The organism is Chitinispirillales bacterium ANBcel5, assembly GCA_029688955.1.
In the GTDB taxonomy this organism is placed as follows: Bacteria; Fibrobacterota; Chitinivibrionia; order Chitinivibrionales; family Chitinispirillaceae; genus Cellulosispirillum; species Cellulosispirillum alkaliphilum.
In genome coordinates this window covers 198,483-224,276 of the sequence record JARUKZ010000002.1, presented here as the reverse complement: position 1 = coordinate 224,276, position 25,794 = coordinate 198,483, and the positions used below count along the sequence as shown (strand labels likewise).

Annotated in this window: 17 protein-coding genes; 8 read left to right on the top strand and 9 right to left on the bottom strand. The window is 41.2% G+C overall.

Translation table 11 applies throughout. The features are described 5' to 3' along the window. Positions 1 to 39: 39 nt before the first annotated feature. The 3 genes from QA601_02095 to treY all read left to right on the top strand — a co-directional run bounded on the left by QA601_02095 (position 40) and on the right by treY (position 9,203). The gene (locus QA601_02095; protein MDG5813854.1) at positions 40 to 3,837 is read left to right on the top strand and encodes an efflux RND transporter permease subunit; all 3,798 of its coding nucleotides are present in this window, start codon (positions 40 to 42) and stop codon (positions 3,835 to 3,837) included. Between the two features lie 313 nt (positions 3,838 to 4,150). Continuing rightward, positions 4,151 to 5,842, top strand: a complete 1,692-nt coding sequence (locus QA601_02090) for a carbohydrate binding domain-containing protein (GenBank protein MDG5813853.1) — start codon at positions 4,151 to 4,153, stop codon at positions 5,840 to 5,842. Positions 5,843 to 6,458: 616 nt separating this feature from the next. Beyond that, entirely contained in the window at positions 6,459 to 9,203 is a 2,745-nt protein-coding gene (gene treY / locus QA601_02085; GenBank protein MDG5813852.1) for a malto-oligosyltrehalose synthase, read from the top strand. Between the two features lie 60 nt (positions 9,204 to 9,263). On the opposite strand, the gene QA601_02080 is transcribed toward treY, so the two are convergent. From QA601_02080 to QA601_02065, 4 genes are all read right to left on the bottom strand, one after another. Next, positions 9,264 to 10,829 carry an oligosaccharide flippase family protein gene (locus tag QA601_02080; GenBank protein ID MDG5813851.1) on the bottom strand — a complete coding sequence of 522 codons (1,566 nt, stop codon included), beginning with the start codon at positions 10,827 to 10,829 and terminating at the stop codon, positions 9,264 to 9,266. A gap of 169 nt (positions 10,830 to 10,998) precedes the next feature. After that, positions 10,999 to 12,093 (bottom strand): polysaccharide pyruvyl transferase family protein, encoded by a 1,095-nt coding sequence (locus tag QA601_02075; protein ID MDG5813850.1) that lies wholly within the window; start codon positions 12,091 to 12,093, stop codon positions 10,999 to 11,001. Positions 12,094 to 12,632: 539 nt separating this feature from the next. Beyond that, positions 12,633 to 12,980, bottom strand: coding sequence for a hypothetical protein (locus QA601_02070; protein MDG5813849.1), 348 nt, complete (start codon positions 12,978 to 12,980; stop codon positions 12,633 to 12,635). 98 nt (positions 12,981 to 13,078) lie between these two features. Next, complete coding sequence (locus tag QA601_02065) at positions 13,079 to 14,026, bottom strand: aldo/keto reductase (GenBank protein MDG5813848.1); 948 nt, start codon at positions 14,024 to 14,026, stop codon at positions 13,079 to 13,081. Positions 14,027 to 14,383: 357 nt separating this feature from the next. On the opposite strand from QA601_02065, the gene QA601_02060 reads away from it, so the two are divergent. Both QA601_02060 and QA601_02055 read left to right on the top strand, forming a co-directional pair. Next, positions 14,384 to 15,163, top strand: coding sequence for a class I SAM-dependent methyltransferase (locus QA601_02060; GenBank protein ID MDG5813847.1), 780 nt, complete (start codon positions 14,384 to 14,386; stop codon positions 15,161 to 15,163). Between the two features lie 230 nt (positions 15,164 to 15,393). Then, positions 15,394 to 15,654 carry a Trm112 family protein gene (locus QA601_02055; protein MDG5813846.1) on the top strand — a complete coding sequence of 87 codons (261 nt, stop codon included), beginning with the start codon at positions 15,394 to 15,396 and terminating at the stop codon, positions 15,652 to 15,654. On the opposite strand, the gene QA601_02050 is transcribed toward QA601_02055, so the two are convergent. The 3 genes from QA601_02050 to QA601_02040 are packed head-to-tail and all read right to left on the bottom strand — an operon-like array spanning position 15,608 to position 18,086. Next, on the bottom strand, positions 15,608 to 16,225 hold the full coding sequence (locus tag QA601_02050) for a hypothetical protein (protein MDG5813845.1): 618 nt from the start codon (positions 16,223 to 16,225) through the stop codon (positions 15,608 to 15,610). The genes QA601_02055 and QA601_02050 overlap by 47 nt on opposite strands. Before the next feature lie 12 nt (positions 16,226 to 16,237). Beyond that, positions 16,238 to 17,002, bottom strand: a complete 765-nt coding sequence (locus QA601_02045; protein ID MDG5813844.1) for an SUMF1/EgtB/PvdO family nonheme iron enzyme — start codon at positions 17,000 to 17,002, stop codon at positions 16,238 to 16,240. Positions 17,003 to 17,006: 4 nt separating this feature from the next. After that, positions 17,007 to 18,086, bottom strand: coding sequence for a PEGA domain-containing protein (locus tag QA601_02040; protein ID MDG5813843.1), 1,080 nt, complete (start codon positions 18,084 to 18,086; stop codon positions 17,007 to 17,009). 99 nt (positions 18,087 to 18,185) lie between these two features. Between QA601_02040 and ndk the strand changes: the two genes are divergently transcribed. Further along, positions 18,186 to 18,614 carry a nucleoside-diphosphate kinase gene (gene ndk / locus QA601_02035; protein ID MDG5813842.1) on the top strand — a complete coding sequence of 143 codons (429 nt, stop codon included), beginning with the start codon at positions 18,186 to 18,188 and terminating at the stop codon, positions 18,612 to 18,614. Between the two features lie 63 nt (positions 18,615 to 18,677). Beyond that, positions 18,678 to 21,242: a putative LPS assembly protein LptD gene (locus QA601_02030; protein ID MDG5813841.1), complete on the top strand. Its 2,565-nt coding sequence runs from the start codon at positions 18,678 to 18,680 to the stop codon at positions 21,240 to 21,242. Between the two features lie 50 nt (positions 21,243 to 21,292). Here QA601_02030 and QA601_02025 read toward each other — a convergent pair whose 3' ends face one another. Both QA601_02025 and QA601_02020 read right to left on the bottom strand, forming a co-directional pair. Further along, positions 21,293 to 22,303, bottom strand: a complete 1,011-nt coding sequence (locus QA601_02025; GenBank protein ID MDG5813840.1) for a hypothetical protein — start codon at positions 22,301 to 22,303, stop codon at positions 21,293 to 21,295. A gap of 353 nt (positions 22,304 to 22,656) precedes the next feature. Then, a complete protein-coding gene (locus QA601_02020; GenBank protein ID MDG5813839.1) occupies positions 22,657 to 23,334 on the bottom strand; it encodes an HAD-IB family hydrolase in 678 nt (225 codons plus the stop codon). A 313-nt stretch (positions 23,335 to 23,647) separates the two neighbouring features. Here QA601_02020 and QA601_02015 point away from each other — a divergent pair, with 313 nt between their 5' ends. Beyond that, positions 23,648 to 25,759: a hypothetical protein gene (locus tag QA601_02015; GenBank protein ID MDG5813838.1), complete on the top strand. Its 2,112-nt coding sequence runs from the start codon at positions 23,648 to 23,650 to the stop codon at positions 25,757 to 25,759. Positions 25,760 to 25,794 lie beyond the last annotated feature (35 nt).

The window sequence follows — 25,794 nt, the reverse complement described above, 5'->3', positions numbered from 1 at the left end:
AAAGAAATATGAAAATGCCTGTTAGATAAGGAAAAATTTATGAATAATAATATAAACAAACCAATGAGTTTGCTTGATAAACTGATAAGGTTTTGCCTTGAAAATAAAGTGGTGACGTTTCTGCTGGCTATTGTAATACTTGGTGTTGGTATAGCTGTAGCTCCGTTTAACTGGGATTTGGACATTATACCTCGCTCGCCAGTTGCGGTTGATGCCATACCTGATATAGGAGAAAATCAGCAGATTGTTTTTACAGAGTGGGAGGGTCGTTCGCCACAGGATGTGGAAGATCAAATTACCTACCCTCTTACTGTTTCACTACTGGGAATACCTCAGGTTAGAAGTGTGAGGTCCTTCTCTATGCCTGGTTTCTCGATGGTGTATGTAATTTTTGATGAAGAAGCTGAATTTTACTGGTCAAGAAGCAGAATTCTTGAAAAACTCTCTTCACTGCCGGCCGGTACACTGCCTCAGGGGGTAAGTCCTGCGCTTGGGCCTGATGCGACTGCTTTAGGTCAGGTGTTTTGGTATACTCTTGAGGGGCGCGACAAGGATGGCAATGAAACCGGTGGATGGGATCTTCAGGAACTTAGGTCTATTCAGGATTGGCAGGTGCGCTACTCTCTTGCTGCTACGGAAGGAGTTTCAGAAGTAGCTTCAATTGGAGGTTTTGTTAAGGAGTATCAGATTGATGTGGATCCGGCTGCTATGAATGCACACGGTATCACTATCAATCAGGTTTATGATGCAGTAAGGAACAGTAATACAGAGGTGGGGGCCAGAACTGTAGAGATTAATCAGGTTGAATATATGGTTCGGGGTCTTGGCTTTGTCAAAAGTGTCGGGGATCTGGAGCAGGCTGTTGTTACGGTGCGTAACGATGTTCCTATAATGATAAAAGATGTAGCAAAGGTTACATTGGGTCCTGCATTGAGGAGTGGGGTACTCGATAAGGAGGGGGTTGAAGCTGTAGGTGGAGTAGTTGTAGCCCGATATGGTGAAAACCCTCTTGAAGTGATACAGAGTGTAAAAGAACAGATCGAGACGATTTCACCCGGTCTTCCCAATAAAACACTGGAGGATGGAACTGAATCACAGGTAACGATCGTTCCTTTTTATGACAGAACTGATCTGATCAACGAAACCCTGGGGACTCTAAGCGAAGCTATATACCTTCAAATTTTAATAACTATACTTGTGGTTATAGTTATGATTAATCACCTTGGTAGTTCAATACTCATTTCAGGCATACTGCCCTTTGCTGTACTCATGAGCTTTTTGGGTATGAAATACTTTGGTGTAGACGCGAATATCGTTTCTCTGTCCGGAATTGCCATATCTATCGGAACAATAGTGGATATGGGAGTGATTTTAATGGAGAACATGCTAAAACACCTAAATAATGCCAAAGATGGAGAGCGGCGAATTGATATAATTTTCAGGGCAGCTTCTGAAGTTGGTGGCGCGATTCTTACCGCTGTAACAACTACGATAATAAGTTTCCTTCCGGTATTTACAATGACTGCTGCTGAAGGTAAGCTTTTCAGACCCCTTGCGTTTACCAAAACATTTGCCCTGATCGCTTCTATAATTGTAGCGTTAACACTTCTTCCGGCTCTGGCTCATTTGGTTCTTAGGCAGAGAGGTAAAATATCTTCCAAAAGTGTCAGAATCGCTACTGCTTCAATATTAACATTAACCGGATTATATCTCACCTTTGCAGTTGCCTGGTGGGCTGGTGTAATTGTAGTTTCTTTTGCGGTAAAAATGTTTCTTGAAATATTTGCATCCAAAAGAGTACAAAAATGGCTGCCATGGGCGGTTAATGCTGTATTTGTCGTGGTAATAGGAACTCTGCTTACCTTTGAATGGTTACCGCTTGGATCACAACGTTCAACCTTTATTAATCTGCTATTTGTGGCTGCTGCTGCAGGAAGTGTACTTTTTCTCTTTCGTCTTTTCGAAAAAAAGTATGCAACTATCCTCAGCTACTTTCTCAAAAGAAAGGTTGTCTTTTTAGTTCCTGTTGGATTTTTTATAATCATGGCTCTTTCTATTTGGCTGGGGTTTTCAAAAGTGTTCTTTTTCTTGCCTGGGTTTGTAAAACAGAGTGCACCTGTTGTATCGCTTGCACATACTTTTCCCGGGCTTGGAAGGGAATTTATGCCACCACTCGACGAGGGTTCTTTTCTTTACATGCCAACTATCATGGCTCACGGGTCTCAGGGTGCTGCTCAGGATATCATGAGGATTCAGAATATGGCCATCAGGCAGATCCCTGAGGTGGAATCGGTTGTGGGAAAAATAGGCAGAGCAGAAAGTCCTCTTGACCCCGCGCCGGTATCGATGTTTGAAACGGTAATAAATATAAAACCGGAATTCAGTACAGATGAGTCTGGTAGAAGAATCAATTACAGATATAATCGAAGAGAAAGTGAGTTTGTCAGGGATGCAAGTGGAAACCTGATAGAAGATCCAAGGGGAAGGCCCTACAGGCAGTGGCGTCCAGAGATAGAGAGCATGGATGATATTTGGGATGAAATATCTATGGCTGCATCCGTGCCGGGGGTTACCGGTGCTCCGTTACTCCAACCCATTGCTGCGCGGGTTGTAATGCTTCAAAGTGGGATGCGTGCTCCAATGGGAATTAAAGTGATGGGGCCGGATATTGAATCTATAGAGACGTTTTCGCTTCAGCTTGAGGAGCTTCTCAAAGAGGTTCCATCAGTTAACCCGGCTGCAGTATTGGCTGATAGAATTGTGGGGAAGCCCTATCTTGAGTTTGATATCGATAGAGGTGAGATTGCCCGCTACGGTCTCTCCGTTGCAGAAGTACAGAATCTTATTGAAGTAGCAATCGGAGGACGTACAATAACAACCACTGTTGAAGGCAGAGAACGTTATGGTGTACGGGTACGATATCCAAGGGAACTGAGGGCAGATCCTGAAACCATGGGAAGTGTGTTGGTACCAACACCTTCAGGAGCACAAATTCCTCTAAATCAGCTTGGTGAGTTTATATATCGAAGAGGTCCGGATATGATACGAGCAGAAGAAACCTTCTTAACCTCTTACGTTCTTTTTGATAGCAGACCTGGGTATGCTGAAGTTAATGTGGTTGAAGCTGCGAGAGAATATTTACAAAGTAAAATTGATGAGGGGTCACTTGTGGTCCCTGATGGTGTTTCCTATCATTTTGCTGGTAACTATGAAAACCAGGTCCGCTCAGAGAGGACGTTAATGGTTATACTTCCTCTTGCGCTTATACTGATCTTTATGGTTCTCTATCTACAGTTTAGAAGAATTTCGACCACATCTTTAATATTCCTGGGTATAATTGTAGCCTGGTCGGGTGGATTTATTTTAATATGGCTGTATGGTCAATCTTGGTTTATGGACATCTCTTTATTAGGAGTAAATATTCGAGAGCTGTTTAATATGCACACTATCAATCTAAGTGTTGCTATCTGGGTTGGCTTTCTTGCTTTGTTTGGCATTGCCACCGATGATGGGGTAGTGATGTGTACCTATCTTGATCAACAGTTTTCTGATCGAAGCACAAAAAGTATCGATGAGATTAGGAAGCTTACCGTTAATGGTGCACTCAAGAGGGTCCGCCCCGCGCTTACCACGTCTGCTACGACAATACTGGCTCTTTTGCCTGTGCTTACTTCAACAGGAAGGGGCTCGGATATTATGGTTCCAATGGCAATACCGGCTTTTGGTGGAATGATTATGGCTCTTACGACTATCTTTTTGTCTCCGGTTCTTTACTGCTTATTTAGAGAAGTGGAGTTTAAGAGAAAAAACAACCCTATAAGCCAAAATGTTGGGTAAAATGAAAAGTAAAATACCTAAATAGTGTTGAATTCTATTTGATTGTAAAAGAGGTCCTGGTGGTTTTCCCAGGACCTCTTTTTTGTGTGCAGGAACAGATCCAAACCGTTATTAATCTATTGCTTACATGTTGAATTATTTGAATGTAAATTCAAAGGGGTTGAGTACGTCTCAAGCTTATTTACTTTAAGATCAACAGTATATATTTTAATACCCGGGCATCTGAGTTTTTTGCTAACGCTAAAAGGAATAAAAGAAAAAGGAATTGTAAAAATATGTAATTCAAACTTACCCTAACTGAGGAGTTATGTATATGTATCATCATTCACACAAACCAATGTTCATCTGCTTATTATTGTTCATTTCTATTTTGGTGCGTTCAACATACAGTTGTTGCCATTGTGATAAACTGGATGATCTTGAACACGGAACCAATCAAAATTTATTTGGAGATTACTGGTACTTTTTCTCCGATGCCCAGGCACCAAATAATGGCACCTCTCAGATTACCAATGCCACCATAGATAGCTCAAGTGGTATGTTATTGTTTGATGGTGGATACACACCTGGCTACAACTCAAACTACAGCGCAAGAATGGATTTTTTACTGGGTGAGCCATTCAGTGATTCGGCCGGTATCAGCACATTTGATCCCTGGGTTGGAATGGGTACTAACCTGGTTCCTGATGACCAGGTACTTGATATAACCGATATAACTACTATCTCTTTTTTTGCTAAAGCCAGTACTGAAATGACAGTTCGATTCAATCTGGAGACCGCTGGGGTCACCGATGGTGATTACTATGGTAAAGACCTGACCATTGGTACAGAATGGGAAGAATATAGCATTATGATTAGTGGCGGTGATGGGGGAAGCGGCGAACTGGAACAACAGCACTGGGGAGATGATGTCGCTTACGATCCAGCTAATGCTCAAAGAATTTCATTTATTGCTTCCGGTCTAAACGATCCGGATCTTGATGAGGGCTGGTTGTTAGTAGATGACATATATCTTAGGTGTTGCTCTTCAAGGACAGGAGGTGTACAATCTTTTGATCCACTACCAGATGTCCCACCAGGTGCAATATTCAGTGACTTCGAATCAGGGGCAAACTCTACTGCAGGTTTTCCGTGGTATGGTTTTACCGACTCTGAAAAAAGCGGTACCAGTAGCATTACATCCGGAGTTGATGAGCACAATGAAATTGAGATTACTGAAGAGGGAAGAATCGGTTTGGGTGCCCACATCGAATTTACTATGGGCTCCCGATTCACTCATAGTGGATATCGACAAAACCCATACGCAGGGATCGAAACCTCTTTTTTCGACACTACCGGACTGACGTGGTACAATGCAGCCGCTGATGGTGCTAGTGGCATTTATCTTGAGTATAAAACGTGCACAAATGTAGATATGGTAACAGTTGAAGTATATGATCATGAGGCATATACCGGGTTAAGGGGAGAGGGTGTGGTCCATTATATTCTGTTACCACCTACAGACACGGAATGGGCGGCAGTGAAACTGCCTTTACAGTGTTTTATGCTTCCTGCTTGGGGTGATTCACTGTCAGATGCTGCTCTTGATATCGAAAGATTGATGAAACTAAGAATTAAGGTGGAGGCTCAGGAGGACGAAGAGGGGTCTTTAACTATTGATAATGTTAATTTTATCGGTTCTGAAGGAGATTTTCCGGTATCTGTAAATAGAAAACCGGTTGGTAAAAATGCAAACAACCCTTTGATAGTAAAACATTTAGAGGGTAGGCTCAGTGTTAGCTGGGAAACTCCTGTACCGGTTTATGAAGGTACGATGACTGTGATAAATGCCCGTGGTGCAGTAGTTAAAAATACGCCACTTACACTGAGAAGTTCAGAGCTTGGAGCAAGTGCTTCGATTTCATATCTTAACCTCCCGCAGGGACTCTATTTCCTGAACTTACAAGCAAGGGACAAAACTGGTAAGAGTATCTCGGCAAGTAGAAAATTTAACCTTGTAAGATAAGATCAGCAATTCGTTTGCAGTTTTTTGAAGGTAGTTACTCTATAGTAACTACCTTTTTTACATGGTGCCATGCCATGGCGCTTTTCTACAAAGTGTAAGATTTGGGCGGTGGCAGTGAACTGTTAGCAAAATGCAAGAGTGTCCACCGTGAGGTTGAACCAAAGAACTCGGTGCAAAGGGTTAATCCACCAATGAGTAAAAGAACATATCTCACTTACTTCCACAGAAACTAAATGGAATACTAAAAAATTTCTGACACACTCGGATTCGATATGACGTAAGCATAAGGTACTGCCATTAAGGGGAAAAGAAAAAATCTTAATCCTCTATAGCATTACATTTGATAATTAAACGGAAAAAATTCTGATAACAATTTTAGTGCATCCGCCCAAAATGTTAAAAAATTATGTATATTACTACCTTCTATGGTTAGGAGAAGGGGCGAAAGGAAAAAGTGGGACCACCTTCTTTCTTTTGGGCCTTTTACTATATATCTGTAATCGAGGAGCGTTTAAGCGTTAAAGTTAGCGATTGCAGTATAACCAATTAGGATAAGTGTTATGTGGTTAGAAGAAGGGTTTCAATAGTATTAGTCACATGTAAGGGAAAATAAGTTATGTCAAAGGGTTCCAGTTCAAAAGCAACGTACCGAATACAGTTTACACCTCAGTTTAAGTTCAAAGACGCACTTCAATACCTGCCATACCTCAAAAAACTTGGGATTACTGATATTTATGCCTCTCCTGTGACGCGGCCGAGAAAAGGAAGTATCAGTGGCTATGATGTTTGTGATCCAACACAGGTCAATCCTGAACTTGGAACCATTGATGAGTTTGAAAGCCTGCTCAAAGAGGTCAAAACACAACAAATGGGTTGGCTTCAGGACATCGTTCCCAATCATATGGCATTTTCTCACGAAAACGCCATGCTCATGGATGTGCTGGAAAAAGGGCAGCATTCAAAATATCATGATTTCTTCGATATACAGTGGGATCATCAGTATGACAGCTTAACCGGGCACGTACTTGCACCGTTTCTCAATAAACCGTATGGCCAGTGTATTATCGATGGTGAATTGAAGATTATATTTGAAGAGGGGATGCTGAGAGTTGCTTATGATAATCAGCGCTACCCACTTTCACCACAATCATATCTTTATATACTTTGTAAAAATTACCCGGAAAGTACATCTTCTCATACAATCTTACAGGAAATAGTAGATGTGCTTATTACTATAGATAAAAATGAAAAAGAAACTTACTATAGTACATTCGAGCAGGTAAAAGAAAAATTAAGATATTATATAGAAGCCGACAACAGTGTAGGTGAATTTATTACTAAACGGCTTAACAGCTTTTCAACAGGATCATCTGAAGCTAATGCACAGTTTGATAAACTGATGCAAAGACAGAAATACCGACTCTCGTACTGGAAAGTTGCTACCCAGGAGATAAATTACAGAAGATTTTTTACTAAAGGTGACTTAATTTGTGTTCGGGTTGAACATGAACATGTATTTGATCTCACACACTCATTCGTCTTGGATCTTGTTAAAAGAGGACTGATAAGTGGACTGCGCATTGATCATATAGACGGGCTGTTTGATCCGGAAACTTACCTGAAACGAATTCGTAAAAATGCTCCCAATGCATATATTGTAGTCGATAAAATTTTACATAAACGGGAGCATATTCCTGACTCTTGGCCTGTAGATGGAACTACTGGCTACGATTTCTTGAACCACCTAAGCTATGTTTATTGTGATACTGAATCAGAAAGAAAGATAAACAGAGTATATCAAAAAAGTATAGATAAAAAGTTAAATCCTGAGCAGCTTCAGATCGAAAAGAAGAGGCTAATCATAGGGAAAAACATGGCAGGGGACATAGATAACCTTGCTCATATGATAATCCGTATTTCGGATGTGGACTTGATGGGAAGAGATATCACTCTTTATGGTCTTAAACGTGCTTTGGTTGAGGTTCTTACACATTTTCCTGTATACCGCACTTATATTACTTCAGCTCACTTTACCAGTAATGATGCAAAATATATTTCTGAAGCTCTGGGAAGTGCAAGAAAAACAATGCCGGATCTAACCGTCGAATTTGCTTTTATAGAACGGTTTTTGATGCTGAAGGGTGATACTGTTCTTGAGAATGAGTATGACGATAACTGGAAAAAAGCGGTGATGCGTTTTCAGCTGTTCACTGGACCACTTATGGCAAAAGGGTTTGAAGATACATTCTTTTATATTTATAACCGGCACATTGCTCTTAATGAAATCGGTGGATGGCCCCTACATTTTGGTCTCCCTCTGGACGATTTCCATCAGTTTATTAAGGAAAGAAACCATGCGCATCCGATGAGCATGAATACTCTTACTACTCATAAGACTAAAAGGGGAGAGGATTGTCGGGCAAGATTGCAGGTAATAGCAGAGATGCCTGTACAGTGGGAAAACCAGGTCACTAAGTGGAGAAAGCTAAATACCTGCTATTTACAGGAAAAAGAAGGGGTGACCTGGCCGGATCATAATGATGAGTATTTCTTTTATCAAATAGTACTGGGTACCTTTCCCTTTGACGGCACTATAGATAAAGAATATATTGAGTCCATTTGTAATTACATGATTAAGGCCATACGAAAAGCCAAAGTGCATACCGCATGGATTAAACCTGATGAGGAATATGAAAAAGCGGTGACAGACTTTGTACAGTTAAGTCTTGATAAAGATAAATCACCTCTGTTTGTAGATTCGCTTACGCATTTTACAAGAAGTATCTCCTGGTTTGGTATTGTTAACTCTCTGTCTCAAACAGTGCTAAAGCTAACCTTACCGGGTGTACCCGATATTTACCAGGGTACTGAACTATGGGATCTGAGAGATACAGATAACCGAAATAGTATCAACTTCTCCGGTTTCAATCAAACGGTAAAAAAAGATGCAGATATTTTTGAGCTGCTCTCAAAGGCACCAGATCCCCATATAAAGCATTTTATTATAAAAAAGCTACTTGCTATCCGTGCACAATCACCGGAGGTATTCAGTGTTTCAAACTATGTACCGTTGGAAATTAAAGGGCTGAACTCAAACAAGTGTATCGCGTTTTTAAGAGAAAGCGAGCATGCTGTAATGATTGTAATTGTTCCCAGGTTCACTTCTCAATTGGTTAAGATCAAACAGTATCCAACAGGATTGGAAGTTTGGCAGGACACACGTGTTGTTCTACCCTACTCTGTAACCGGAATGATTATGAATAATATGTTAGATGGCACAGAGCTGAAAATTAAAGAAGAGATGATGATAGGGGACTTCCTTGATAAATTGCCCTTTGCAGTAATGATTACTTCCAAATAATAATTATAATTTTTAGACTAAAAAAAATTGAATTGTTCGTTGAGATCCTTTTAAAACAATTTATGATTTTACAGAAACACTTTCACGTTTACTTTGTGGCTTAGATCTTTTTAACAGTTTATTCTTAACCATGACTGTTAAAAAGGTCCTTTCTTTAGAAGAGAAACCTAAAAAGTAGATGGTTATAAGGGATGAGGTTCCTCCGCTAATACATACCATCAAAAAACGCAAAAAACCATTTGGCATAAAAGACATTACCGCAATAGGTGGAATGTAGGCCAAACCTGAAACAGTAATTACAGAGAGTATTACGGATCTCATAAAACCCCAAAATGAAAGATCGATCATTCTTTGCAACATGTATACTCTTAATATAAGGCATATGGTGGCTGTAGTAATGGCAACATACATTGTAACCTGTGGTGGGTGTCCGGCTCTTAGTAAGACGTAAGAGGCGGGAATATTTAATAACAGTATACTGCCAACCACTATCTGATAATTTCGAATCTTTCCGGTTGCCTGAGCTGCTGTCATCAGTGCATAGGATAGGGAATCTACCAGAGCCAGTGCAATGATAAGTCTGGTGAAAAGAATCGTATATTCAGGCAGATTTCCAAGCCAAAGCGTTAAAATAAAGCTGGTTTCCAGTACTAGCGGCATGGAAACAAAAAATAGGAGAAAATAGGCAAATTTCGATCCCCGAAAGACTAAATTATGCATATTGTTCTTTTCATTGGCAGCATAATATTTAGTAATCTGAGGATTAATGGCCCGGGAGAAATTCATAACAAATTCGTTGATTCTGGCACTTAATTGATACGCTATACCCCGTGCAGCATTGACTACTGGCCCAAAAAACAGATTCAGGAGAATATTTAAACCCTGGTTTTTCAGCATCCCGGATAGTGCGCCAAACATATTCCAACCGGAAAAACTTATCAGAGTTTTAAACTGATCCTTATCCCAGAAAAAACTAAGCTTGCATTCCGGGTAGTTTCGGGAGCAGATGGTTCGGTAAATAAAGGTGACGATACATACAACAGAGAACATAAGAACTGAATAAAGTTTTAATTTATCCACCGGAAAAAGTAGTAAAAGATAGACGATCAACAGTCTCAGTAGTGCTTCAACTATACTTACATAAGCAAACACTTTCATGTTTTCTCTTGCAATAATGATTGCATTGTACGGAAGAGTCATGATGGTCAAAATAAAGGAGAAGATGGAGAATTGATACACCCAATTTGCAGCACTTAGCCTTTCGGCAGGAATATTCATCTGGGTATTCAAAAACCACAAACCAACAGTTTGTGCTACAACCAACACTAAAACTGCTAATACTGTATACATAAGAAATGTCAGATTGAAAATGTGCTTAAGCTTTTGGTAATCTTTGCGCCCGAGTTCAAAGGCAAAGAATCTAAGGGATGCTGAAGACATGGTACCACTTAAAAAATTAAACATTACGACTATACCGCCCACAACATTATAAATACCGTAATCTACATCGCCAAGAGTGTTTAGAACGACCCTGACAGTAAAAAGAGACACCACCATGATTAAAAGCATACGAATGTATAACATCATGGTGTTCTTTGCAATTCTCTTATTTTTTTCTAAACTCATAGTACCTCATTTTTATTATTGATGAATTGGGTACTGCATGAGTAGAGAAAATTCAATAAATGTACCAAGTCTTGTGATGAATGTTTTCATAGTTTTGAGAATAGCATGTAAGGTGAGAGAGTGTGTGCGGGTGTGTACCAAATATTTATATACACCCGCACACATTCTCTTAAACTCTGATAGTGTGGGTAAAATCACTGAGGTAATCGATAGATCGCATGCGTTCGGATTTGATTAATTCATTTGTTTTTGAGTAGTCGGGCTCGTTCATAAGTATTCTGTACAGGTCATGTTCACTCTCAGCCTGACGATTTTCCTGATCAAATTGTTGCAGTAAAAACAGAAGTTTGTGCTTATTAGTGTTTCTGATAAAGGTGCAGAAGTTTTTATTATATTTGATGGAAAATACTGTACCGTGGAATGTATCGGTAATAACGTAATCGGCATTATCGAAATAGGAGAGAACCTCAAATGGTGAATCTGGAATAACTGTTTCACTCCAGGGATAGCTACACCCGATAGAGATCAATTTTTTGTTGTTGATTTTGGCAAAGTGAGTGATATTTTCCTGCTCCCGGGGAGTAATTCTTTCCGGATAGGTGTAAATAAGGATATAGTCTTTGGTATCAATCTCTCCCATGTAATCTGAAAAATCGTAAAACATCACAGGGTCTACATGAATTGAGGGGCGATACTCAGTAAGATAACGAATTATTTCATAAGAGTTGCTGTCTCTGACGGAGATAGAGTCGAGATTTTTAAGAGATTCGGTTATGGTGTTTTCTATTCCATAATTTAATATACTTTCAACAGTTGTGTTACCAAATGATGCAGCATAAGAAATTATGTGTTTGGATGGTAACCCTCTCCCAAAAAGCTGGGTAGAAAAGCCCCAGGGTGATTGCTGACAGGCATGAAAAACTTCATCACTCCCAATAATTACTCCATCAAAAAAGGAGGGGCTGTCTTTGCTTAGTTCAAGTATTTTGAAATAATTTTCCCTGAATTGAGTTGATAATTCAGAAAAATACTGCTTTCTTCTTTGATTGGCCTGCAATTTGCCGGAGTATAGAGATGAGATAAAGGACTTTAATCTTCGATTTTTCCTTATCTCTAACCCAGGAAGATATTCACCCTGGTTAATATCCAGAAAGTATACGTCACTACCAAGTGATTCGATAGCCTTTTTCAGGGCAAATGCCTGTAGAAAGGAACCGTAATTAACCACTTTTTGCATAGAAAGTATGCCTATTGTTGTATTCATAATAGCTGTATCCTTTTAATGAGAGATGTTTCCATTCTGATTAAAGGAATCACCATTAAGAATTCGATTCTCTGGGATGGGATTGCAAAAAAAAATTAGAGCAGCGCAATTTTTCCTGATTTATGGCCTTCGTTTTGCAACGGTATAAATGTTTGTATCCGTAATAGTTACTTTTTTCCAGGAAAACTGAATCTTAGCTCTGTAGGCAAAGTCAGTTAAGTAGATAACTATCCCTTCTAACTTAAATGCCAAAAGAACCATAAAGATGAGTTAAGCCAATAGGTGTGTAGTAGGTTGGTAGCAGGGGATTACGGCCGTTTGAGAAAAAGTTATCTATCGATACGAGTCGAAAGATCCCAGCGTTTTTTTAGCAGCCCCCTCTCTCTTCAGCAGGAATTTCTCTTTTAAACAGCTTTTGCTTACTAAAAAGATGGGAGATAAGAACGGCATCAAAGCGTTGATTGTTCCTTTAGAACACAAGAGTGAGAAACACATTGGATTAGACAAACAAATGAACGATCGGTAAAATAATTTTTTTTTTAGTCCTCAACATCTCCATGTATAATTTCCTGATCGGTTTCTTCACCAAGTATATACTCTATTGAAATACCTCGAAACAGCGAATATAATCTAAGACCAATGTAGGTGAAAAATGAGGAGAAAAGAGCTAAAATAAATCCAATAAAGACACTAAATGGTAAAGTTATTAAAGCTTTAAAGCCTGTGATGTATTGTTCATTATAATGCAATACTTCGAACCCCAAAAATGCAAAAAAACCAAAGATGCACACAAGCAGGGAAAATCCTGTGGTAAAGCCTAAAAGAATAAGTTTAATTAACGTTGTACCTCGGATTCTTGAAACTTCGACTATCTCTAACTTTTCCATCTATGATCACCTCCTTTTGTGTAAAAAAAGGCCCAACTCTTTTGAGTTAGGCCAAACGAGCAAAACGTCTTGCTCCAACGGTTATCCGTTAGAAAAAATCATCCCTCTATTCTTTTAATATCTTCATCTGTGAGTGTAAAATCTGATCCACCAATGACTTCATTTACCTGTTCAGGCTTTCGCATACCCACAATCGCTGCAGTAACAGCGGGATTTTTTAGTGTCCAGGCGATTGCTACTTCTGCAGTAGTTACCCCTTTTTCTTTTGCAATTGAAGAGAGTTTTTGCACCAGGGTTAAATTACGGCTTAGAGCCGGTTCTTTAAAGTTGTCAGACCATTTGCGCCAATCATCGTTGGGGAGTGCTTTAATTCTCTCTGGTGTCATTTTGCCTGAGAGAAGTCCTGATGCCATAGGGGAGTAGATAATGGTTCCAATATTCTTCTCTGCACAGTAGGGGAGAATCTCTTCTTCTACAGATCTGTTGAGCAGGTTATAGGGTGGCTGCAGGGTTGTAACGGGGGCTATTTGGTTAAGTTTCTCCATTTGTTCTACATTATGATTTGAGACTCCGATCCAGCGCACCTTTCCCTCTTCCTTAAGCTTTACCATCTCACTCCAGGCTTCTTCAATATCTTCCGGTGGTCTTGGCCAGTGGATTTGATACAGATCGATCGTTTCAATATCAAGCCTCTTAAGGCTCCCTTCAATCTCCTCACGAACGCTTTCCTTCTTTAGAATAGGAAAGGCGCTTCTTTTGGAGCTGTTTTCTTTCCAACGCAGCCCACACTTGGTAAATATCAACGGTGCCTGGCTCCCTAACTGCTTTATTGCCTTACCAACAACCTCTTCACTGTGTCCCAGTCCATAAACTGCCGCAGTATCAATCCAGTTTATGCCCCCTTCGATTGCTTTAAGTATTGTGTTAAGGGATTCCTTATCATCCTGTGGTCCCCAGCCAAATTGCCAGCTCCCACCTATTGCCCAGGCACCAAGACCAATTCTTGTTATTTCCATATCACTGTTGCCGAGACGTCTTTTCTCCATATCTTAACTCCTTGGGATTAAGGGTAATGAATAGAGAAAAATAGTGAAATACCTCTGAAATTAAAAGAATCGATTTTTAAAGCATAGGTAAAAATCAAAACCGATACCTGTAATTACTGTATTAGAACGGACTAATAAAAGAGAATCATATTGTTAGTTAAATCAGTACAATTTATCACAGAGCTTGTTCAGAAGCAGCTTTGGTAAAAATTGTTTTTGTTTAAGGGCGATTGATTTATCTTTATAATTCACTCTATTTTTCACTTAGCGTTGAGCTGTATACAGCAGATAAATTCCCGTTTCCAGTTATATCCTTTCTTTTTAAATCTAAAACTACTCTATTAAAGGAAATGAGATATGTACGGAACCACCCATTTGGCAAAGAACTCTTTTCTCAAAATCCTCTCTAAAACCAAGCGACTCATATCTAAATCAGACCACATTACTGTTTCCGGATCTGTTATACCGTCTCCTGATCGAAGATGGTGCGGACCTGAGTTTAAAAATGATGAATACTATCTGAAATCCTCAGAAAATGAAGCCAGAAGACTCGTGGAGGTGCTCGGGTGTTCGGAAAACAGTAAAGTGCTGGATGTGGGATGTGGTCAGGGAAGGTTACCAATAGGCCTTTTAAGAATCATGAGTAACCTTCACTATACCGGTATGGATGTTAACCAAAAGGCTATTGATTGGTGTAACAGGTATATCGCAAAGAGCCATCCAACCTTTTTGTTTAAACATCTGGATATCTATAATGAACGCTATAACAAACAGGGCAAGAAAACGGATGAAGGTTATAAGCTGGATACTGAAGATAAATCGGTAGACATAGTATATCTGTACTCTGTTTTCTCACATTTAGAAGAGAACGATATGCGAGCCTATTTAAGCAATTTCGCTCGTGTTTTAAAAAGAGATGGAAAAGTGTTCTTTACTACTTTTGTGGAAAAAGATGTTCCTGATATAACCATAAACCCACCGGATTACCGCTTAAAAATATCCGGTCCCTTACATATTGTTAGATACAACAAAGACTACCTATTTTCCATAGTTGAGGAATATGGGTTCTCGATAATTAAATTTGACCATGGATTGGAAACCGATGGTCAGAGTGGTATATATCTAAAACACAGTTAGCATGTGTGGAGAAAACTCTATTAGTAGTATGAATTTGGTGAATTATTTTTGAAATGAGATGGGTTGAGTACTTTAAGTCAGGGCTTCTGGCAATAAGCTCCGTTGAAAACAGGTGTAGGCAACTATCAGAAAGTAGCCGGCATTTACCAACTCTCTTGTATGAGTGCAGAGCGAAAATGTATGTTAATAGCGTAAAATAATCCCAGCTTCATAAAAAGGAGATATGAAAAATGGTCGATAAGGAATTACTCGATATACTCTGCTGCCCCGAAACAAAGCAGGATGTTGAGCTCATAGAGGGTGAGGTGGTAAAAAAAATCAATGAAAAGATTAAGTCCGGTGAGCTCAAGAACCGGGGTGGTGAGGTCGTAAAAGAACCTATCGATTCAGGACTGCTTCGTGAAGATCGTAAATATTTGTATCCTATCAGGGAAGATATCCCCATTATGCTGATTGATGAGGCGATCCCCTTCGGCGAGTTCGACTCCTGACCCAGCGCCACACAAACACATAAACCACAATGAGTATAACAATAAGAATACCCTGTATAACCATCCCCGGGGTAAAAATGGTCTGATCTATGGTTCCGGTAAATATAAGGGTGGGGAGAGTGTCATTGCAGTCGCTAACTGCATCAAACTGCACCCTATAGTTACCTTGTTGATCGATTTCTAACTCATCAAAGGGAATTAACCATTCCATAGTGAGGGTTCCAAGGCTGTCGTAACGCAACATATCGATGGCATAAAGGTCAGAATGTGTATCGGTGGGAGGAACACTGAAATTAAAGGTGAGATCCTCCTGAGGGGTGGCAGAGAACACCCAAACTGAACAAACCGGCTGATCCAGAGATGAAAAATATCCTGCGATTCCTTCAGGCGAATATATGACATCAAAGGTAAACGGGGTTTGGGGCCAGGGGGATGCATGCTCAGGATTCCATTCTACCAGAAACCCATCCACCTGAATCCGTCTACCTTCCCGCTCTACCTCAACCTTAATTTGTGCGTATACAGTAGAAAAGAGAATTAGTAAGGGTATTATACTTAATATTTTAGACATCTCTATACCTCCCTATTTAACGCATCTGAACCCAACACTTGCCTCTGCAAATGTTGGGGAGAACCAGTGGCGGTTTGTTATACGGAGCTGCATACCCTCACTGTACCAGCCACCACCCCGAACTGATTTGTACAATCCAGCCCTTGGTCCTGTAGGGTTTGCATCACTGAAGTTTCTGTAAGCATCACTTTCGTAGTTATCTGAAGTCCACTCCCACACATTGCCGGTCATATCATAAAGCCCCCAACGGTTTGGTTCACATGAGCCAACCCTTTGTGGCCCCTTGCTGTTACCGGGGCTACAGTTTCCCTGACCGGGCAATTGGTTTGCAAACTGTTGATTGCCACCTGCTCTTGCAGCGTACTCCCACTGAGCTTCAGTTGGAAGTCTCATGCCTAAGGAGTGGCAAAATGCTCTTGCCTGCTGCCAGGTTACACAAATCACCGGATAATCATCTCCTCTGAATTGTTGAGGCACTATCACAGTATTAAACTGTCTACCGTCCCACTGAAGACAGTTACCATCATCGTAATGAGCCGGAGTGCACCTGCCCTGATCAACGCACTCCTGATACATGCTATAGGTTACTTCGGTGGCGTGCATACCAAAGGAGTCCATACGCAAACTTCTCACCGGTCGCTCATCACTGGAGCCGTTTTCTGAGCCTATTTGAAAACTACCTGCCGGAATTGTTACCAGTTGTGCCTGGATTGTGCAAAATGATACTGATATAAAAAGAGAAACCAAAGCTGAGAATAAAAGTGAAAAATGCTTCATAAAATCAGTGACTCGACCTTTCTACTCCAAACAGTACAAAGCTGAAAACCACAAATGCCCCAAAAGCGATCATGGCCGGGGGGCTTAGTCTTCGCAGCGGTCTGCGCCGCGATGTTTGGGGCGCTCTGGTTTGTTCAATCATTGAATCTAGGTTCTGCTGCTCCTGCTCATTTGTTGGTTCTTGGGTAATTCTGGTTTTGGTTTCATCTGTAGTAGCAATTTCTGTGACATCTTCGCTAGGTTGTTCCTGCGCAGGCTCTGCATCGATTGTCTGTTCCTGCGCAGGCTCTGTATCGGTTGCCTGTTCCTGCGCTGGCTCTGTATCGATTGTCTGTTCCTGCGCAGGCTCTGTAACGGTTGCCTGTTCCTGCGCAGGCTCTGTATCGGTTGCCTGTTCCTGTGCAGGCTCTTGGTCCTGGTATACCATTTCAGCTTCCGCTGTCTCGAGGATCAATCTAAGAGTATCTTGGGCTCCACTTTCAAGTGTTATCTCTTTTTCCAGTGGCTTATAGCCTGAAAGGGAGGAAGTTAGTGTATAATCACCGGGTCTGATCTGAGGAATTCGAAAAGGGGTGCTGCCAACCACCTTATCATCGATACTAATCTGAGCATCTGAAGGTTCGCTGATAACTGCAAGTGATGCCGGAGCCTGAAGTTTTAGGCTTAATTCCCTTTCCCCGGGGTTATTTACGGTAACTCTAAGAACCCTACGGTAATGGCCGCTTTTGCTTAATTCAATTTGATGTGTTCCAATTTCGAGTCCCTCAACCAGTGCAGGGGTTTTTCCATACTTTATTTCATTTACCGCAACAGATGCACCGGTGGGTTCGGAAATTATTTTTAATGTGACTTTTTCATCCAGAATTTGCTGATCAGCGTCAGCTAAAGACTGAGGGGGGGGATCCTGAGCAAAAATAGTGGTTGCAAACAAAAAAACAGTGATAATAAACAGAAAATGTGGCCGCAAATAGGTACGTAAGCTCATTAAATCCTCGCTGTTTGATAGTTCTTTTAAAGCTCTGGTGCGAAAAGATGTCCCCTCAAAGTATATTCTGTATTCAAAAAGAATATACAACCGGTCCATGAGTTTCACATAACCTGAATTTATTAGATATACAAAAATTCTACGCGGAAGCGATCCAAAGAGTAGTTTTAGAAATAAATTACCCCTAAGGAGGCTAAAATGAGTGGTGAAGAGAGGACTCTTGCAATCATTAAACCTGATGTTGTTGGCAGAGAATTGGCAGGGAAAATAATCACTCGCATTGAGGAGAGTGGATTTGAGATTGTAGGTATGAAGATGCTTAAGTTAAGCGAAAAACTTGCAGGGGAATTTTATGCTGTTCATAAGGGTAAGCCTTTCTATGAAGAACTGGTGGATTTTATGACCAGTGACCGTTGTATAGTAATGGTTTTGCAGGCACAGGGAGCAATCCTTAAGTGGAGAGAACTGATTGGAGCAACCAATTTCGAGAAGGCAAAAGAGGGGACAATCAGAAAAGAGTTTGCCACAAGTGTTCAGCGTAATGCCTGTCATGGCTCCGATGCTCCTGAAACAGCACGGCAGGAGATATCGTTCTTTTTCTCTGGCTCAGAGCTTATCTGCTGCTAAGGAGAATCATAAGATTTAAACACAGGGTTTTAAAAAAGATCACTTTTCCATGATAACGGGTTAATGAACTCAATATTAAAAAAACTACTATACCCGCAACTGTCCTATGAAGAGAAGAAGCACAAAACGGGTGTAAAAATATCATATCTGATTTGGTGGATGATTCTGTTTGCTTTTATGCATGCTACTTATGCTGATGATATCTTTTCTGTAGATACAGCAGATGCAGATACCTCCCCAAGCGCCATAACAGATACCATTTATTATGAATCGGATGAGATAGACTACGATTTCAATGCCAATGTGCTTTATCTGGCAGGAAGGGCTCAGGTTAGATATCAAAACCTGACTCTTCAGGCGGATACAATTATCTATACCATCGATGATAATCAGTTCCGTGCTTCTGGCAAACCGCAGCTCATTGAGGGAAGAGACACTACGGTTGGTGAGTATATGGTGTATAACATCGAAACCCGCCGGGGTAGGGTTAAGCATGCCACTACACGCTTCGATGACGCCTGGTTCAGTGGAAACCAGATTCTTATGACAGAAGATAACGAAATTTATGTCGATGAGGGTGATTATACCTCCTGTGCTCATGTTGAAAACCCTGATTACTATTTTTATGGGCGGAATATAAAAATTATACCTGAGGATATGATTATCAGCAGGCCTGTAGTGTTAAATATTGCAGATGCCCCTGTAGCTCTTTTACCCTACTTTATATTTCCTCTTGAGCGGGGAAGAAGAAGTGGATGGCTTACTCCCGTGTGGGGGGGGCAGCCTGGCAGGGGGGGCTATATCGATAATCTTGGCTACTATTATGCCCCTAATGATTATGTCGATTTTGTATTCAGGTCAAAAATTCAGGAGTTTAACCATCTGGTACTTAATGCTGCAAGTCAGTATGCACTACGATACACCCTTGATGGGCGTATCTCCGCAAGGTATGCTCTGGATAATGATATAGATATCTCGAGCAGGATCTGGGCCCTTGATTACCGACATAATCAAATGCTGACACCGGATGGCAGAACCCGCTTAACCGGAAGCGGAAGTTTGGTTTCGAGAAGCGATTTTTATCAGATGTTTAGCGAAGATTCAGATGAAATCGAAGAGCAGAACCTTACTGCAAATTTATCACTGAGTCATTCTTTTCAAAATATTAATGCAAGTGCAAATCTGGTGTGGAATCGCCGCCATAATCTTTCAACAGATCATATAGTGGAGGATTTACCCTCAGTTGATTTCAGGCTGCCAACCAGACCCCTTTTCTCTGCAGAATCGGGCACAGGCAGAACCGATGATGAAGAAGTCTGGTATGAAAAAATCTATTATTCCTACAATTCACGGGCAAATGTTCGCCGTAATGCCTATGGAAATGACTCTCTCCCAGGATTTATAAGGCCTGGTATGACACAGAATTTTGACCTCTCAGCTCCTCAGAAACTATTCAATTATATCACTCTTAATCCCACCTTCTCAGCAAGGCTTTCAAGTTTTTACGGAGCTATCGATACCACCAAACTGGATTCCTTTTATATTTATGACACCGTAAGTTATACGGTGGACAATCTAAATGAGGACAGTCGGTATGAGAATTATGACACCTTAGATATTCAAACCAATGTTTTTGTAAACCAATGGGGCGATCCAGAGACGACATATACTTTTGTCAAAAGAAGTGAGCCCAGAACTCAGTATGTCCGTGATACACTGGATAACGTATTTAAAAACGTGGCGACCTGGCAAACCGGGATAACCGCATCTACCAATATTTATGGGATATTTGATTTTCGGCTGTTCAATTTTACCGGGCTTCGCCATACCGTATCACCTTCTATTGGCTACAGGTTTATACCGGAAAATGAACTTGCCTACGATTTTTTTGATGTAGGCATCCCCTATGACAGAGCCCGGGATCGCCAGCAATTGTTTACACTAAGCTTAGGGAATCAGTTTGAAGGGAAACGGGAAGTTTTGGCGGGTGAAGAGATCAGGGAAGAGAAGTTTCATATCCTCTCGGCCAATCTTCGCACAAGCTATGATTTTGAAGCAGAATCGAGAAAATGGAATAACCTTAACCTAAATGCCTCTACTTCATACCGATCAATAAATGCCCGTTTTAATTCAGAATTCTGGCTCTATGATGCAGATGATCGTTTGTCGACACCAATTCCCAAAGAGTATAGTTTTACGTTATCTACCGGGAGTATCGGCTTAAACGGTACGCTTTGGGATGGAGACTTTAACGTTTTGGATTCGCTCTATGATAGCAATTCGATCGATTACAAAAATGCCGGGCCTCAGTCCTGGCGGGTGAGTGTTACACCAGCTTTTAGTTACACCGCTAAACGAGCTCTTCCGGGAGAGCCTTTTATTCCGGAAAAACAATACACCTTAAACGCTTCCGCCGGAATAAACATCTCAAGAAACTGGTCAATAGACTGGAGTGGAAGATATAACTTTATGACCGATCAGTTTGTAAGAAACCAGTTTGTGATAAGAGCTGATCTTGAGTGTTGGGAGATGTATTTCTCTTTGAGACCGGAAAGCCTCAACCCCGGATTCCATTTCAGAATCAATATAAAGAAAATTCCTGATATAAAATGGGAGCATAGAGGTTAGAGAATGGCAACAGGAGCCTTTGCTGTACATAATAGGCTCTGGTTCCAGTTCTAAGAGGCTCTAATGTGAGTGCTTACAATCCTTAAAGAGCAGATCTCCTCTTCTCTGGCCGGTCTGACCCTGATAAGTGTTGACCTTTTCTCTATAGTTGCTTCAACGTTCACTTCAGCCTTATCTCTTGCCTTAGAAAACCGGGCAAGGATTGATGCACTCTGGTTAAGAAGCTTATCGTTTAGAGTGCCTATTCCAAGACCTACCGGACCGGTAACATCTTTCATCACTAAAAACGTGTGATTGTTGTTTCTAATGTGGTCCAGTATGGTGTTTTCACTCTCATTTCTTGAAACCACTAACTTAAAGGTTGGTGATAGCCGAAAGTGCCTTCCATAAGCAAGGAGTTTGAAGTCAGGGAGAGAAAAATCTTCATTATGCTGTAGTAACTCGTAATACCGTGTTGCTGTTTCCTGGTTAGTCAGGAGGCACCCTCCTGCCGGAGTGGCGTACTTGAGTCTGTGATGCCGGGCATAGTCAAGTTGAGTCTTTCTGCCCCGTCCCGATATATCCAGCAGTTTTTCTCTATCTACTATGCCCGAAAGTTCTGCTTCCGTGGGAGGGAGTTTTTTTGCACTCAGGGGTCGAAGCAGTCGCCCCTTAAGCCCTGAAATCTTCTCCGCTCTGTTGAGGCAATCAATACGTTGTGACATAGGTCTTTGGCCAATTACCTCCCCTGTGGCCAAAAAAGCGAAGCCGTTGTTTTCCATAATTTTTGCCGCTTTTTTGAGACGATGTATTCTGCAATCCAGGCAGGGGTTAGCATTTTTTCCAAAACCAAAGGCAGGGGTTTTAATCATATTGAGAAACTCTACCCCCTCCTCTTCAATAAGAATAGGGATATTTAGCGTGTTGGCATATTCTTTCACCTGATCGCAGGGGTAATTAATACCAGAGAAGAAGGGGAGAAGAAAGTGAAGGGCAGTGACTTCCAGCCCCTGGTTTTTTAGCAGATGTGCAGCGACGACGCTGTCTAATCCCCCTGAGAACATAACCAGACATTTGTGCAAAATAATCTCCTTTGGACAAAAGGCTTACTGGAAACTATAAAGAATAAATGAATGCGCTCTTTTGTGCAATTTGTTTGGCAGGTAGAAGCAGTGTTTATAGGGTAATTTGGTATGATATAAAAAAAAAGAGAGAGCCGAAGCTCTCTCTTCCTCAGGCTTTCGCCTGATACCCCATCATCATCACACACATATGCCTTGCGGCATAACACCTGCCCCTTAGATACAGCAACTTGCGTACCAATTCTTCTAAAGGGGTAGATTTGGCTCGCAGGGTGGTAAAAATGGGGTTTTTAGGAATTGAGGTATAATTGAACAGAGTAGAAATTAATACCTTAATCGGTAAATGTTACCGATTAAGGTATTAATGTGCTTGTCTTCTTTGTGACATCGATCACATTCCACCCCAGGCGTTTAGAGTAACTTCTTAGCTTGGAGTCAGGATTCACTGCAACCGGATGCTCAACTGCATTTAATACATACCGGTCAGAGAAGATGTTGGCATAGAGATAGGTTTGGTTCCTGTCGAAATTGTGTCGGTCTTTTAGATTTCGTAACACTTCAAGCTTCCCCATCCCGTAGGGAAGGGTACCGTTTAGTTTGCCGGTGTAGTGACCGTCTCTAATTTCAAGCGTTGCTGCTTCATACCCATCAAATTGTAGTTTGCGAACAAAGCAGGCTGCAATCACATCAAGTGTGCCTGTTAGCAAAAGTAGAAGGTCTCCCTCGCTGCGATGTTTTTCTATGACCTCCTTCATCTCAGGGAAAATCATAGTTTCTATACGAGGTTCAAAAAACTCATGAGCTACACTTTCAAACTTCTCAACCGGCTTATTTTTCAGGTACCGTTTGTTTCCACGAACCATGTCATGCAGATTACCCCTGGCAGTCCAAATGGCACCAAGCATCTGAAACACATTTCTTACATTGAGACCACCAGATTTAAGCAAATGGAAAAAGAAAGTACTTTCTGCACTGGTGTTTGGGATAAGTGTCCCATCCAAGTCAAATATCGCAGCTCGTTTGCGCATCATACAACACTCCTGAAGTTCCTTGCAATAATGAATTCATACCACTATCTGCTTTAGACTATTATACCTTTCAATTGCTGTACCAGAAATAGGGAATTGTACGATTTTTGGGTACACTTTTTGTATGCAAGAATACAGAAACAGTCTGTGATAAATTTAACTTCTCGATAAATGATACAAAAAAAGGTGCATCTGTATTGACCAGGCAATATATTCATAATAATATTATGCTGCAAAATTTGTAAACAAGTAGCTGTAATCTGAGTTAAACGGAAAAATCGTAGTAAACCACTATAGTTCATTCAGGAGGTTACAAATGCAAGATGGAGTGTTTACAACCATACATTCGGTCAAATTACCGGATAAAGTTACCATTACTTCTTCGGGGCGTAGCGCTTCATTTGAGGTGCAGTTTGGTACCGATGGGGTGATCCCGTTTCCGCAGGTGATAATCCGGGAAGGGGGAAGGGAGCATATATTTAAAGATAGGGATGTGAAGAGAAAAGATGGAATGTACAGTGTAACTGTCCCCGAAAATGAACTGCCGGCCGGTACTTTTGAAATTCAGGTGGAAGGATGCAAAAAAGCTGAGTGGCAAAATAGTGGTGGTGGTGACTGGGTGAAAGCACTTGCTACTCTTAAAGTTGTCGATGAAAAGGGGCACCTGAAGAGAAAAATTCGGGTTGGAAACAGCCGTGGTGTAAAAATCTACTATGGAATTCACAAGCATATGCATCAGCCCTATTATCGGGCTAATGACACTTCCTACTGGGATGGTGAAAAGGACGGAATCTTTTCCAGCAGATCGGGAGCCTATACCTCTTTTATAAAAGAGGCGGTAGATCAGTATATAAAGGGAGGGTTGGCTCATGGTGGCCTTTCCACAAGCTGGAGTGGTACATTGATTGAGCAGCTTGAGCGCTGCGCAGCTGAGGGGCTATGTGGTGGCACCTTTAATTCATGGAGTAATGATTTGCGCTCTATAGCAAATGAGAAAACCAAAAAACATAATAACCGGGTTAATTTCACCGCCTTTGGGTTTTATCATCCCTTAATGCCTCTTATACCAGGACGGGATATCGTTTCACAGATTGAGCTTCACAAAGATATAATTCGCAAAGTTTTTGGCGTTGATGCTTCAGGCATACTCTTTCCACCTGAAACAGCTTTTCATGTAAGAATGATACCCTGGTTAAACCTTGCGGGTGTTAAAGCGGTGATCTATGACTCAATACACCGTTACCGTGCCTGTGCAGATTATCCCTATCCCGGAATTGAAGAAGGAATGCTTCCACCGAACCCTTCTGAGCAGGTAAATCCTGCAGTTGATGACTGGATGTCTTTGCAAAATATCTGGGCTCCAGGCAAAATCAGCCCCTCACTTTTGAGACCAGAATACATTAAATATGAAGATGTAGAGGGAAAGGTACATAAGATTATTGGAGTGCCGGCTGAGCGGTATATTGGTAATGAAGATGCAAGGGGGGGATTTGGTGCTCTTCAGTACGATGATGTTTTCTCACAGCTTTACGAAAAGATAGCTTCGGATAACTCCTATGATCCCAAACACCCCCCATTTTTTCTGCTTCACTCTGATGGAGATAATCATGGAGGCGGCGCAGACAGCTATTACAGACATAATACTGCAAGAATGGTTGAGTGGCTCAATGAAGATCCGCGTTTTGAATTGACCACAATTGAGGATTACCTTGAGCTGTTTCCACCTGATCCGGCAAATGCAGTACACGTGGAGGGGGGATCATGGAGCGGTGCAGATAATGGTGATCCACAGTTTAGAAAATGGTTCAGTATGTACGAGCAGCCTTACTCTCCTGACCTCAATTCATGGGCTGTACTAACTGCTCTGCAAAACTGCATTTACACTCTTGAGGATCAGGGGATGAAGGATGAAAAAGTAGAAAAAGCCAAACGGCTGATGCTCACTGCTGAAACGAGTTGTTACTGGTACTGGACTGGACAGGACGTTTGGGATCAGCAGGTTACCGATGCTGCTAATTCAGCATATTCCCTCATAAAGGGCCATCTTGATACAGTCACTGGTTCGGGAAAAGATAACACTGCACCGGTTATCTTCCCACCCTGGATTACTCCCGAAAACCCGGGAGGGAAAGCCTGGGGGCAGGGTTGTCTTATAGATGCAGATAAGACCGGTACGGTACATACCTTTATACACGATACCTCGGGTATAAAAAAAGTTAATTTGGTACTAAGTCAAAATGGTAAAGAGAAAACGTATGAGATGAAAAACAACGGAGCCTATCCATCCAGAACCAATCCGGCACTGATCGCAGATTATTTCACTGCACAATTGCCGCAGGGAGCCGGAGATATCCGCTTTTTCATTGAAGCTGTTGATAAAAAAGGTAACAGAAATACTTCTTCACTGGAGAGAATATACCTGGCGTAGAAAAACGCCTGCAATCAAAATCACGATTGCAGGCG

Coding starts and splice junctions, on each gene's coding strand:
- QA601_02095 (MDG5813854.1), top strand. CDS start 40: ATGAATAATAATATAAACAAACCAATGAGTTTGCTTGATAAACTGATA.
- QA601_02090 (MDG5813853.1), top strand. CDS start 4,151: ATGTATCATCATTCACACAAACCAATGTTCATCTGCTTATTATTGTTC.
- treY (MDG5813852.1), top strand. CDS start 6,459: ATGTCAAAGGGTTCCAGTTCAAAAGCAACGTACCGAATACAGTTTACA.
- QA601_02080 (MDG5813851.1), bottom strand. CDS start 10,829: ATGAGTTTAGAAAAAAATAAGAGAATTGCAAAGAACACCATGATGTTA.
- QA601_02075 (MDG5813850.1), bottom strand. CDS start 12,093: ATGAATACAACAATAGGCATACTTTCTATGCAAAAAGTGGTTAATTAC.
- QA601_02070 (MDG5813849.1), bottom strand. CDS start 12,980: ATGGAAAAGTTAGAGATAGTCGAAGTTTCAAGAATCCGAGGTACAACG.
- QA601_02065 (MDG5813848.1), bottom strand. CDS start 14,026: ATGGAGAAAAGACGTCTCGGCAACAGTGATATGGAAATAACAAGAATT.
- QA601_02060 (MDG5813847.1), top strand. CDS start 14,384: ATGTACGGAACCACCCATTTGGCAAAGAACTCTTTTCTCAAAATCCTC.
- QA601_02055 (MDG5813846.1), top strand. CDS start 15,394: ATGGTCGATAAGGAATTACTCGATATACTCTGCTGCCCCGAAACAAAG.
- QA601_02050 (MDG5813845.1), bottom strand. CDS start 16,225: ATGTCTAAAATATTAAGTATAATACCCTTACTAATTCTCTTTTCTACT.
- QA601_02045 (MDG5813844.1), bottom strand. CDS start 17,002: ATGAAGCATTTTTCACTTTTATTCTCAGCTTTGGTTTCTCTTTTTATA.
- QA601_02040 (MDG5813843.1), bottom strand. CDS start 18,086: ATGGACCGGTTGTATATTCTTTTTGAATACAGAATATACTTTGAGGGG.
- ndk (MDG5813842.1), top strand. CDS start 18,186: ATGAGTGGTGAAGAGAGGACTCTTGCAATCATTAAACCTGATGTTGTT.
- QA601_02030 (MDG5813841.1), top strand. CDS start 18,678: ATGAACTCAATATTAAAAAAACTACTATACCCGCAACTGTCCTATGAA.
- QA601_02020 (MDG5813839.1), bottom strand. CDS start 23,334: ATGATGCGCAAACGAGCTGCGATATTTGACTTGGATGGGACACTTATC.
- QA601_02015 (MDG5813838.1), top strand. CDS start 23,648: ATGCAAGATGGAGTGTTTACAACCATACATTCGGTCAAATTACCGGAT.